9 protein-coding genes are annotated in these 12349 nt (G+C 39.7%); 4 read left to right on the top strand and 5 right to left on the bottom strand.

Annotation, left to right across the window (positions count from 1 at the left end):
• The first annotated feature begins 26 nt into the window (after positions 1 to 26).
• Together NQT69_RS11210 and NQT69_RS11205 are read left to right on the top strand one after the other, a co-directional pair.
• A complete protein-coding gene (locus tag NQT69_RS11210; protein WP_256827757.1) occupies positions 27 to 1652 on the top strand; it encodes a methyl-accepting chemotaxis protein in 1626 nt (541 codons plus the stop codon).
• Positions 1653 to 1804: 152 nt separating this feature from the next.
• Positions 1805 to 2287: a YdeI/OmpD-associated family protein gene (locus tag NQT69_RS11205; protein ID WP_256827756.1), complete on the top strand. Its 483-nt coding sequence runs from the start codon at positions 1805 to 1807 to the stop codon at positions 2285 to 2287.
• 61 nt (positions 2288 to 2348) lie between these two features.
• Here the strand turns inward: NQT69_RS11205 and NQT69_RS11200 are convergent, their stop codons facing one another.
• From NQT69_RS11200 to NQT69_RS11180, 5 genes are all read right to left on the bottom strand, one after another.
• Positions 2349 to 4556, bottom strand: a complete 2208-nt coding sequence (locus NQT69_RS11200) for a carbohydrate-binding family V/XII (protein ID WP_256827755.1) — start codon at positions 4554 to 4556, stop codon at positions 2349 to 2351.
• 83 nt (positions 4557 to 4639) lie between these two features.
• Positions 4640 to 5071 carry a GNAT family N-acetyltransferase gene (locus tag NQT69_RS11195; protein ID WP_256827754.1) on the bottom strand — a complete coding sequence of 144 codons (432 nt, stop codon included), beginning with the start codon at positions 5069 to 5071 and terminating at the stop codon, positions 4640 to 4642.
• Between the two features lie 173 nt (positions 5072 to 5244).
• The gene (locus tag NQT69_RS11190) at positions 5245 to 5697 is read right to left on the bottom strand and encodes an NfeD family protein (protein ID WP_256827753.1); all 453 of its coding nucleotides are present in this window, start codon (positions 5695 to 5697) and stop codon (positions 5245 to 5247) included.
• 15 nt (positions 5698 to 5712) lie between these two features.
• On the bottom strand, positions 5713 to 6666 hold the full coding sequence (locus NQT69_RS11185) for an SPFH domain-containing protein (RefSeq protein WP_256827752.1): 954 nt from the start codon (positions 6664 to 6666) through the stop codon (positions 5713 to 5715).
• Positions 6667 to 6812: 146 nt separating this feature from the next.
• On the bottom strand, positions 6813 to 8279 hold the full coding sequence (locus tag NQT69_RS11180; RefSeq protein WP_256827751.1) for a sensor domain-containing diguanylate cyclase: 1467 nt from the start codon (positions 8277 to 8279) through the stop codon (positions 6813 to 6815).
• 226 nt (positions 8280 to 8505) lie between these two features.
• Between NQT69_RS11180 and NQT69_RS11175 the strand changes: the two genes are divergently transcribed.
• Together NQT69_RS11175 and NQT69_RS11170 are read left to right on the top strand one after the other, a co-directional pair.
• Positions 8506 to 9393, top strand: a complete 888-nt coding sequence (locus NQT69_RS11175) for a cation diffusion facilitator family transporter (protein ID WP_256827750.1) — start codon at positions 8506 to 8508, stop codon at positions 9391 to 9393.
• Positions 9394 to 9926: 533 nt separating this feature from the next.
• Positions 9927 to 12344 carry an ATP-binding protein gene (locus NQT69_RS11170; protein WP_256827749.1) on the top strand — a complete coding sequence of 806 codons (2418 nt, stop codon included), beginning with the start codon at positions 9927 to 9929 and terminating at the stop codon, positions 12342 to 12344.
• Positions 12345 to 12349: the final 5 nt, after the last annotated feature.

Raw genomic sequence — 12349 nt, 5'->3', positions numbered from 1 at the left:
TATCAACAGTATAATTTTGGTTAACCATGTTAAATAACTACTCAGTTCGTACCCGTTTAGCTGTACTGGCTTTGTTGCCATTAATTGTTTTTATTATTTCATCGTTTTTTGCAATTAACACTATGGGGCGGCTCGTATCAGGTATTGATAGCTTGTACGATGATCGTGTTGTGCCTCTAAAGCAGATTAAAACGGTATCAGACAATTACGCAGTGAATATCGTTGACTTATTCCATAAATACCGTGCTGCTACCATCACCAAGCCAGAGTTCTTAAGTGGCATAAATCAGGCAAAATCGCTTGCTGATAATGAATGGAAAGCCTACCTAAATACTAAGCTAACGGTGCAAGAGCAAAGCTTAGTTAAAGATGTAGAGCAAAAGTTGCGACCTGTACAAACTCACATTACAAACTTACTAAATAGCATTCACAGTGGTGAGTTTGCGTCAATATCGCAAAAACAGTTTGTTGCTGAGTTATACCGTTACTTTGATCCCCTCAGTGCAAGCTATCAAGCACTTATAGAGTTACAGCTAAAAGAAGCAAACAGCTTTAAAAAGCAAGCTAATGATAACTATCAATTTATTAAATACACCATGAGTAGCGCGGTGATAATTTTGATTATATTATTACTTGTGGTTGCTTATTTAATTTACCGCTCAATCCATAATCCATTAATGTCATTGCGCGATACGATTGCGCAAATAGCCTCGAATGCTGACTTAAGGATACGAGCACAAGTGCAAGGACAAGATGAAATAGCGACTACTGCTGTTAATTTTAATAGCATGTTAGCGCGTATCCATACATTAGTGACTGACATGACAGGCGCGACCCTGACTTTGTCATCAGCCGCTGAAGAAATGAATTCCATCAGTATTCAGGTCGCCAGTACTGCAACAGAGCAAGAGCAACAATCAACCATGATAGCAACTGCAATCACACAAATGAGTAGTGCGATTGAGCAAGTTGCTCATAATGCACTTGCCACCTCTGAAAAAGCCAGTAACGCTGATATTAAAGCTCAGCAAGGGCAACAAGCTGTGGCGGATAATATTGAATCAATCAATACATTGTCTACGTTAGTCAATGTAAATACGCAACTAATTAGTGAATTGAATACACAAACTAATGATATAAATCAGGTTGTGATGATGATCCAAGGAGTTGCTGAACAAACTAATTTACTTGCATTAAACGCAGCGATTGAAGCTGCTAGAGCGGGTGATTCTGGTCGAGGTTTTGCAGTTGTTGCCGATGAGGTTAGGCAGTTGGCTCATAACACGCAAAAAGCTACTGCTAGCATCAATGAAATGATCACCAAACTTCAAGATATGGCTCAACAAGCGGTAAGCGCAATGGATAACGCACAAAGTAGCGCTAAAGAAAGTGTTGATCATGCTCAATACTCATCTCAAGTGTTGACCGAAATAAATTTTGAAGTCACTGAAATTGCAAATATGAATACTCAGGTTTCCACTGCAACTCAAGAGCAGCAAATGGTTGCTAATGAATTAAGTAGTAATATCAACGAGTTTAGTACGAGTATAGCCTCAGTAAGTGAAAGCTCACAGCAAAATGCTCAAGCATCTCAGGAGTTGGCACAACTTGCCTCAACACTGCAAGAGCAGGTAAATGAGTTTAAAGTCTAGCTGGTTTATGCTTTTATAGATCTTGTAAAGATTAATCGGTACAGTGGTGTTTGTTTTAGGCAAAGCTAACATTTAAGAATGAAATAGATGACTAATAGCAACGCGAGCGAACAATTTACCGCTCAACCATTGCGACCAAATAATGGTCGGCCATGGGCCGGGCCTTTGTTGTCTTGCCGCATGAGGTAAGCGCAATACTGGCTAGGCGCGGGCGCATTACAGTGCTGGCTGCCATCAACGGTTATGCATTTGAAGCACTTTTAGAGCCAGATGGTAACAAAAGTCACTGGTTACGCATTGAAAACAGTCAACTTGAACTATCCGGTGCGGTAATAGGTATGGAGGCACAATTTGAGATCAAGGTTGTAGCGAAGGAACCAGAACCGTCTGTGCCCGTTGACTTTGCTAGTGCATTACAGACATCTGCTGAAGCTTATGCGACATGGCAGGCCACAACCACTATTGCTCGGTTAGATTGGATTCATTGGGTGACTTCAGCAAAGCAGCAAAAAACGAGGGATAAACGCATTGATGACGCATGTGAGATGCTAGCCTCAGGCAAAAAAAGAGTCTGTTGTTTTGATTCTTCTGGTTTTTACAGTAAGGCGTTTAGCGCACCTCAAGCTGCTGATTAAATTGGATTAAAAAGTGTTACGAAAAAGAGCGGCTAATGCCGCTCTTTTTATTGCTCGCAAGCTAATGGCCGCGTCTAGGTAATTGACGAGGTGTTTGGCGTAGTTGTTGCTGACGCTGAAAACCTTGTTGACGAGCCCGATTAGCATTATTTAGTTGTTGCATGCGTTGGTCAGATAAAGAGCGAGCGCGCTGCTGAACTTGGCTGTTTTGCAAAGTGGAGCGAGCTTTATCGCGGTCAACGGTACTGGCGCGATCTTTTAATTGCTGGCGGTCAATATTGCTGGCTTTACTTTTGATTTGTTGCTGTTTCGCACTATCAAGTTCTTGCCATTTATTTTGACTGCGTTGCTGCCATGAATCACCGTTGTTTTTTAATACATTCCCTTGCTTATCAGCGAAAACGTTATTTTTAGCATCGCGATTACTGCGAGCTGTTTTAAAATCACGTTTAACTTGTGAAGGTGCTGCATTACGTTTGATATTATCGCCACGCTTATACAAGTTATTTGTGCGGTTATTACTGCCTATATTAATATTGTTATGATTACCAATATTGACTTTATTACCGATATTAATGTCGCCGGTGTTAATAATTACAGGAGGGCGGTAACCCCCACCGTACCAACCATTACAGCAGTGGCCTCCTGGTCTATAGCCACCAGGATAGCCTGCGCTCCAGCCAATACCCACACTAAAGAAGCCATTGCTCCAGCTTAGGCCAAAGTTCCAGCCTGTCCATGGGTTATAGCCGACGTTGAACCCCCAAGTCGGTGGGCGAGGGTAATAATAGCCACCACCCCAATAAGGTGGGTAGTACCAACCCGTGCCATACACAGGCACGCCATGATAAGGGTAAGACCACATGTAGCCTGGGTAGTAACCGACATACACGACTTCTGGTGTTGATTCATAAATATCAACATACGTTGTATTATAAACCGGAGAACTTGGTGGGATTTTAGCTATCTCATCTTTTGGAATTTCATCGGCGACTTTCCACGGACCAGTGGCTGAATCAGCTTTAAACCACACGGCATTATCCACAGCATAATATTTTTTGTTTATTAACAATACTTGCGCAGCGGTATTAACGGCATAGGAAACTGCAGTGCCTGGAATCTTTTCAAACTTAGGCTTACCGTCGTAAGTAACTGTTAAACTGGTATCTTTACGGCTAATTGCGGCTGTTTGTGGAATATGGGCATCTAATACTGCTTCATTCGCTTCTTCAGTGCCTGCCACTGATACGCGAAGCCCAGCAAGGTCAGATTCTGGTGGAATATTTGCAAAACTACTGGGTAATTCATCCGCTTTTACGAATGTCCAAGGCCCTGTTTGTTTTTTTGCGCGATACCAACGTCCTGACAGCAAAACATACATATTGCTGGTTTTGAGTTCACGTAACCAGGGAGTTTCAGTATTATTGACATACATTAATTCCCCGCCAGTCAAGCTTTTCCAATTAGCTGTGCCGTCGGTTACGATAAGCTCTGTCGGTTCGGTTGCTACCACAATTTGTGGAACTTGGCTCGTTGCAGATGTACTTTGTTCTGGTTTTGGCACTATTTTAACTAAATCAGCAGGTGGCGTTTTAGTTTCACTATATGGGCCCATAACGTCTTTGGCTTGATACCATGTTGTACCACTGGTGAGATAAACGGTGTTTGTTTTACTATCACGAACCACTGTCATTGGGGTATTTAAAGCACGTTCGTAAGGACTATTATCAATCGCACTAAATTTAGGTTTTCCATCAAAACTTAGTAGCACTGCGAGTTTATCGGCAAAGAGTATTTTTGGCGGCTCATTTTTAAGTTCTGATAAGCTTTTTTCTGCGGCTTGCGCACTTTCAAGGCTGGCAGTCAGCTGCGAGAGAGACGTAACAAATTGCACTTCTTTTAGCGCGTTGTTCACTGCAGTAGTAAAACGTTGTTCTCCCGCATCTTTTGAATCGGGCCAGCGCACTTTTGTAACATCAATATGATGCACGGTCACGCTGTCTGCGCTGCGATCAGTGTCGATTTTTGAATTAAACCAAAACACGCCAAAAATGGGCTCGTCGTCTTTTAATTTAAATGACATTGCAGAGCGCGCAACGAGGACATTCCCGTTGAGGGTTTCTGGTTGTGGTTGGTATACCACAATGATCCCTTCAGCAGTATCAACCTCTTGTGGCCATTCAACGGCCTGACTACTAAGGGAGAAAAAGCACAGAGTTAATGCAAAAAAGTAACGGCAGGCCACTTTAACCTTAACAAAAGCATTCATACAGGTTTCCTTACTAACAAATGAAGTAATTACTATGCCAGTATAGGCTGTTATTGAACAGAAAAAGTTCAATGCAAATAATTTCAGCTATTAAGCATATTTTTATAAATATCAGCGACTCTAATTTCCATCATCGTCTCTGGTGCCGTTAAACTGGTAAAACCAAACTGAGTATACAGTTGATGGGCATCTGAGGTAGCTAAACAAAAACGTCGTAGGTTTTGTAAGTCAGGGTGTGCCATAATTTGTTGCATGAGCAATTTACTCAACCCTTTACCTCGATGTTGCTCTAGAATGAATACATCTGCTAAATAACCAAAAGTAGCAGCATCGGTAATCACACGGGCAAAGCCAACTAGTTCGTTGCTGTTATAGACGCCAAAGCAAAGTGATCCTGCGATGGCTTTTTCGACTATCTCTATGGGGATTTGCTCTGCCCAATAAGAGTGAGCGAGAAAATGGTGAATGGTGTTTATATCAAGGCGCGATTTATCATCACTGATTTCATATTCCATGGCTAAATCAATTCACTTAAAACATTAGCTTAATGGTTTTATATATAAAATCAATTGATTAAACGTGATGTCCTCCATGGATTGTTGTGTCAATTGGAATGCATTTTATTAAAATTAAGGTTAAATCACATACTGAACTAACCATAATTAGCTAATTCAGTATGTTTAAGTGGTTAAATGGCTTCAACCCACATGACACCGACTTCTTTTTTTATCACTTTGACATGCGTGCCTGCGCTCAGTGGTTGTTTGCTTTTTAACCTCCACGCGATACCAGAATAAATATGGCTGGTGAGACCTTGTTCATCAATATCATCTGCAAGTACAAAATCAAGCTCAGCGAAGTCGCTTTTGACTTCTTTGCTATCAACATTTTCTTGCATGCGTTTAAGTGGCTTCCATAAAAGCAGGGCGCAAGCTGCGGTTATCAGCGTATTGCTCCACAGTGCCGTTGCTAATGAATCATCCAATAAGCCAACATTCATCATTAAGCCAGTTGCAAACAGCGAAATACCTAAAAACAATAGTATGAACGTAGACATACCTAGCACTGCAACTTCAATGATCAAAGCTAATACGCCTAAAATCATTAATGCTTCGGGCAAATTATTAATTATAAAGTCCATCAGTTACTCCACAGATTAACTTTTTTGCTTTTGGTTTAAGGTGTTAATAATTGACATACCTTGGGCGACAAGTGAACTGGCATCAGTACCGTTGTCCGGTAGTAAAACAACGGATGACTCACGGGCAATGGCTTCTTTAGCTGCAATTGCTTTGGTTGCGAGATCTAACTGGATAGCCTTTTGACCTTCTTGTGTATCCGCTGCTTCACCGACTTTACGAAGCGCATCAGCTTGTGCTTCAGCAACAGCAATGATCGCTTTAGCTTCACCTTCTGCGCGAAGGATTTGCTCTGATTTATCGGCTTCAGCGGCAAGTACTTGTGCTTGCTTTTTACCTTCGGCAACATTGATATTGGCTTGTCTGTCACCCTCAGACTCTAAAATTTGTGCGCGCTTAACACGCTCGGCTTTCATTTGTGCTTCCATCGCTTCCATCACTGATTGTGGTGGCACAATATCTTTTATTTCATAACGTAAAACCTGGATACCCCAAGGCTCTGCGGCTTGGTTTATCGCTGCCACAATATTTGTGTTAAGCAAATCACGTTCTTCAAATGTTTTATCAAGCTCCATTTTACCGAGCTCTGAACGCATGGTTGTTTGTGATAATTGCGTTACCGCAAACACATAATCGTCTACACCATAGGTGGCTTTGTATGGGTCAAGTACGCGGAAATACAAAACACCATCAACAATCAGTGAAATATTATCTTTGGTGATAGCAGACTGCGAAGGTACGTCTTGCGCTTGCTCTTTTAAACTGCGATCGGCAGCAATCCGGTCAACAAACGGCACAATAAAGTTTAACCCGGCTTCTTTAGTTGATTGGTACTTACCAAAACGCTCGATGAGCCAAGCACGGTTTTGTGGTACAAATTTAACACTGCTTTTAAGCAGCACTAAAACAAAGATCAGTAAAAATGCTTCAACAGTAAACACCATGTTGAGAATTTGCGCGATAGGGTCCATAAATACTCTCCTTAGATTATTGCCAAATTGGCCGTGTTACAAAACGTTGTCTATTTATTATGTACATATGTAACATTTTTAAGATTACCACTGAGAAATCAAATAAACTAATAAAAATCGTGACAAAATATGTATTATTTTCAAAGTTATGTAATGCGAATACAATTACGGCCTGAGTTTTTTGCTTTATAAAGTGCTTTATCTGCGGCTTGAATTAGCTGTTCAGGTTTTGTTTCAAGGGTAGGTATACAGCTGAATCCTCCTATACTGAGGGTCAGTTGAGTTGAAATTTTAGAGTAGTTGTGGGGGATTGCTAACTGCTTAATTTTACTTTGTATGAGTGCAGAGAGCTGTTTACAATGCACCGCATCAATACAGGGAAGAATAATAGCAAATTCTTCACCACCATAACGGGCGGCTAGGTCACCTTGGCGTTTACATATTTCATCCAAAGTATGGGCGACTTGCTTTAGCACATTATCGCCGTGCTGGTGGCCGTAGTTATCGTTAAACAATTTAAAATAATCTATGTCGCAAATAATTAAACTTAATGATTGTTGTGCGCGTGTGGCACGTTTGATTTCATATTGTAGAGTTTGATCAAAACGACGTCGGTTAGCGATACTGGTTAAACTATCGATATTCGCTTGCAATTCGAGTTCTTTATTTGCTTTAACCAATTGCTGCTGAATTTGCTCAATATGTTTTTTATATGATGCATTACTTAATGCACGGGTTATTATTTCACCCATTAACTTGATGCGGATTAAATCTGTGTTAGTCCAGTTTCGCGCTTTGTCTACACAGTCACAACCAATGAAGCCAAACAGCTTATTATCTGCCTGCAGCCCCACACATAATAGTGACTGAATACCTTCAGCTTGAAATTCAGCCCTTTCAGCCTCTGCGCAAGCAGGTAATTGGCTTAAATCAGAGACAATAAACACTTCAGACTCTTTCATTGTTGCATAAAAATAAGGTAGCGCATCTTGAGGAATATTCTGCAAACGTTCTTTGAAGGGGTTTACCTTGTCATTTACCCACTCATGGGTATTACTCATTAATTTGCCATCACGACTAAATTGAAATAAATAGCTGCGGTCTGCTTTGCTAAATGTACCTATTGTTTGCAGTACAAGCTCGATTTGGTGATCAAGGTTGTCAGTTTGTATATCGATTAGCTGCGTGGATATTTTTGCGATGGCTTCATCAAAGTTATCAGCAGAAGCCGCATTATTTAGTGGTTCAAAAATAAAAGCGTTGAGTGACGGCGTTAATTGGCTGCATTTTATGTTGAGTTGATTATTGGCTAGTGAAAATGTTTTCTCGGTAAAGTCGGCATTAGCAAGCAGGTTGTGTAATGTCGATGTTTTCGGTGTATGTAAATCTGTCAGCTGAATTGTTGCAAGCGGTGCGCTGCTGAGTGATAAGTGGTTTGGTAAATTAAAGAGTGTTTGCGAATTTTGATTACAGTAAACGGTGTTGGTTGTTAAATCGAGCAAAATAATAGCAATTGGCAGCGAAGATAATGTATCCCATGTGTTTTTTGTTGTTTGCACTGCATTATTTAAAGCTTCATCATTAAAAGCTTTATCATTAAAAGAATGTGCCATTATTGCTTTAACTCCCTATTAACATATTGAGCATACAAGCAATCTCGTTAAATTGGTACTGTTTTAATATTAGCGGGTGATATCAGGTTTATCATCTTATTGGGGAATTTTTTCGTGCGTTTGGGTAAGGGACGTATTACAATTGAGACTGTATATCATTGCGACGCAATACTTTCATCAGCATGATATCTATCTTCTCAATTAAGCACAGGTAAACTACACCTTCATGACCGATATTACGACGCATCAAGCTTCACGTCGAAGATTATTAATAGCACTTTCTATCACCTGTACCTTTATGGTGATCCAAGTTATTGGTGCTTATTATGCTAATTCACTCGCTGTACTTGCTGATGCTGGCCATTTATTTGTGCATAATAGTTCGTTATTTATCGCGTTAATCGCGTCAAGCTTAGCAATTTATTTGGCTAAGAACTTTAATGAAGGTTATCAAAAGGCAGAGTTAATTGGTGGTTTAATTAATGGTTGTCTTTATCTTGCTATCAGTTTGATCATTCTGCATGAAGGCGGGGAGCGTATTTTGCACCACCATGAAGGGCAAGGTGCACCGGTAAATAGTTATTTAATGTCAGTGATTGCAGCAACCGGGTTCTTATTCCATGGTGCGGCAGCTTGGGTGCTTTATAAAGGGCGCAAAGCAAGTATTAACGTGTATGCTGTTTTTTTACACTCGTTCTTTGATTTAATTTCGACAGTGTCTACGTTTATCGCTGGGGTATTAATTTACTTAACTGGTTGGACAATCATAGATATTTTGTCGAGCATGCTAATTGCGTCATTTGTTATGTTTACTGGCGTAAAGGTTATTGTGTCTTGTATTAAAGGGTTGTTAGCGAGTAAAGCTAAAATGCCAGACGTGGTCGATATTGAAAACTCCATTGCGCAAGTAGAGCATGTTGAAAATGTCCACAATGTCACAGTCGTACGCCGTGAAGAAAAACTAGTAGTGGGTGCTCATGTGGTGCTTAAGCAACATTGCACGAAAGAAAAACACGATGAAGCGTGCCGTTTAAAAGTTGAACAGATACTTGCAAAGCAATTTAATATTATTGAGAGCGTTTTACAAATAGAAAGTAATGGCTGTCAACATTAGCGAGCTTTCTGTGCTTTGCTCGTGTGCTGAGCACTTAGCTTTAACAACCGCAGCGCATTAATTAGCTGCCAGAGAGAGTGGCTAGTAACGATTAAAAATTAGTTGTTTGATTTTAAACTTGGCAAAATTGTTATATTCCTTTATTTTTAAGTATATCGATTAATTATTCAGGTTATATCTTGGCTTATTCTTGGCATCGCTACCTTCCTTTATTTGGCCCCATTCTATTAGCGGTGTTAGCTGGCTCTTTTAATCTTATACCTTTTTGGTTTCTTGGTAGTTCGGAGTTTCTGCTTGGCCAATTATTTGTTTTACTGTGCTTGCTGCTCTTTGGCCTTCGCTCTGCACTGTTTGCCTGCGCTATAAGTGCGGCTTTTATATTTTACCGTTGGGGACATTGTTGGCCTTCCATCGTTTTTTTTGGTGAAGTTTTTTGGCTTTATTACTTTTGTACATGTCGTGCAAAGCGATTGTTTTTTATAGGTGTGACATACTGGTTACTGATAGGGATACCTGTTTTGGCCGTTATAGGTATGTTTATAATTAAATTACCTTTTCTTGAAGTTGCCACCGCTTTAGTTAAATACTTTTTGAATGCCGCGATTGTACTAAGTGTTATAGATTTAGTTAGTTTTTTCTTCATTCGCCAGTCTTGGCATCAAAACTCTTTATCTTTATTTAATATACTCAATAATATTGTCAGTTTATTAGTGATTTTAGTGGTGCTGATCATAACCATCACACTTACTAATAGTCACTACTCGCGTGTCGAGTATGAGGTGAAATCACAACTTTTAGATAAAGCAGAAGACATTGCCGTTAAAATTGATTTTTATCTCGATCACTATCGCCGAGGCGTTGTATTAACGGCCAAAGCAATTGAACACGGTGTGCCTGAAGAGGCCGCTTTAAACACCTTGATGTCGCAATACCCTAACTTACGCAGCTCTATTGTCAGTGATAATAATGCGATTGTACGAGTGTTTAATCCAATTAGTTTAAAAGAAAGCTTAAATAATGACGCGCCGAGTATTGCTGATCGTGATTACTATGTTTTTGGTAAAGACAAACCTGATGGCTTTATATCTAATATTTTTAAAGGTAGAGGGTTAGGTGATGTACCAATAGTCGGGGTTTCTGCACCGATTGTTAAAAATGGGGTGTTTCAAGGGGTAGTTGAAGGTTCACTCGTTTTTGGCTCTTTATTACAATTTAGACCCCATTTTTTTGATAAAGAAGGGGAGCTCATTGTTCTGGATGCTTCAAAGCAGGTGGTATTCTCTACTTTGGAAAAAAATTACCCTATTTTATCGCAGTTAACAGGGCTTGAAGTTGAGCAATTTAATGGCAATGAGCGCGCAATTATGGAGCAAACAATTGATGGCGAACAATATTATGTGCAACTTGAGAAATCTCCTGTGCAAGGCTGGTATGTTGCGACTTTGTTCAAACGTAGGTTTGCAAATTTAGTTGCAGTGGGTGCAGGGCTTGAGTCTTTATTATTGGCTATCGCAATCATTATTTTAATTAGTGTATTTATAACACAGTTATGTAAATGGTTAGTGCGGCCAATACATGAGCTAACCTGGCAAATAGATGAATTTGATCCCAAATCAGATGCAGTGTCGTTGCCAAACAATGCCAACTCTTGGTTGGAAGTATACAATTTACAACAGCAGTTTAATTCGATGGCTGCAAAATTAAAAAGTAACTTTAACCAACTAGAGCAAGTTAATACGCAAAACAATATTTTAAATCAACAGCTAAAGAACTTTAATGTTGAACTTGAATTTCAAGTGAACGAAAAAACAGATGAATTACTGAATGCTGTTACCGTTGCTAATAAAGCCAATCAAGCCAAATCTCAGTTTTTGGCCAATATGAGCCATGAAATTCGCACCCCTCTAAACGGTATAATTGGCTTAACCGACATCTTACTGAGTGATAAAACGCAGCAAGATGAAGCGCACAGTCATTTAAAGATGATCCAGCAAAGTGCGAATAATTTACTGATTATTTTAAATGATATTTTAGATTTTTCGAAAATAGAAGCAGGGGCGCTTAAACTTGATGTACAAAGTGTTAATGTTCATCAGTTAATAGGGCGGCTCAGTGAAGTTTTTAAAGATACCGGCTTAAAACAAGGCGTTAGGTTTAACTCAATAATGCAAGAAAATGTACCGCAAACCTTGCTGCTGGATGAACTTAGGTTGAGCCAAGTTATTAATAATTTACTCAGTAATGCGGGTAAATTTACCACAGCCGGTGAAATTAATCTGCAAGTTCACTACTCGGGTTCAAAGCTTCATATTACAATAACAGATACAGGAATTGGTATTTCTCCAGTTCAGCAAACACAATTGTTTAAAGAATTTACGCAGGCAGATATCTCAACAACACGTAATTACGGTGGTACAGGGTTAGGTCTGGCTATTTGTAAGCGAATTATCGCATTGATGGGCGGCCAATTATTGCTTGAGAGTGAAGTGGGCAAGGGCAGCTGTTTTAGCTTTGAAATTCCGGCTAAGCAAACACAAGCAAGTAGTGAAGTGCTGATCAAACAGGGGATCCCTGATTTAGCTAATTTTAGTGTTTTATTAGTAGAAGATAATGCTATCAACCAATTAGTGATTGCAAAAATGCTCGAGGTCACGGGTTGCCAGCTTACCATAGCGAATGATGGTGAACATGCATTACAGTGTTTAGAAAATCTTCAGCCAGATTTAATTTTAATGGACTGTCAAATGCCAAAAATGGATGGCTTTCAATGTACTGCTCGTATTAGAGAAAACAGCCCGAAATATGGTGATGTTATTATCATCGCTATTACTGCCAATGCATTTGAAGATGATAAAAATAAATGCATTAACGTGGGAATGAATGATTTCATCGCAAAACCTGTAGATCGAGAGCAGCTTTATAAATGCTTGGTTAATTGGCTTGGTAACTAATTAGC

The organism is Pseudoalteromonas shioyasakiensis (assembly GCF_024518675.1).
In the GTDB taxonomy this organism is placed as follows: domain Bacteria; phylum Pseudomonadota; class Gammaproteobacteria; order Enterobacterales; family Alteromonadaceae; genus Pseudoalteromonas; species Pseudoalteromonas shioyasakiensis_B.
The sequence above is the reverse complement of the archived record's forward strand: the minus strand, read 5'-3'. Positions and strand labels throughout refer to the sequence as shown.

Coding starts and splice junctions, on each gene's coding strand:
- NQT69_RS11175 (WP_256827750.1), top strand. CDS start 8,506: ATGACCGATATTACGACGCATCAAGCTTCACGTCGAAGATTATTAATA.
- NQT69_RS11170 (WP_256827749.1), top strand. CDS start 9,927: ATGTTTATAATTAAATTACCTTTTCTTGAAGTTGCCACCGCTTTAGTT.
- NQT69_RS11200 (WP_256827755.1), bottom strand. CDS start 4,556: ATGAATGCTTTTGTTAAGGTTAAAGTGGCCTGCCGTTACTTTTTTGCA.
- NQT69_RS11210 (WP_256827757.1), top strand. CDS start 27: ATGTTAAATAACTACTCAGTTCGTACCCGTTTAGCTGTACTGGCTTTG.
- NQT69_RS11205 (WP_256827756.1), top strand. CDS start 1,805: ATGGGCCGGGCCTTTGTTGTCTTGCCGCATGAGGTAAGCGCAATACTG.
- NQT69_RS11185 (WP_256827752.1), bottom strand. CDS start 6,666: ATGGACCCTATCGCGCAAATTCTCAACATGGTGTTTACTGTTGAAGCA.
- NQT69_RS11180 (WP_256827751.1), bottom strand. CDS start 8,279: ATGGCACATTCTTTTAATGATAAAGCTTTTAATGATGAAGCTTTAAAT.
- NQT69_RS11195 (WP_256827754.1), bottom strand. CDS start 5,071: ATGGAATATGAAATCAGTGATGATAAATCGCGCCTTGATATAAACACC.
- NQT69_RS11190 (WP_256827753.1), bottom strand. CDS start 5,697: ATGGACTTTATAATTAATAATTTGCCCGAAGCATTAATGATTTTAGGC.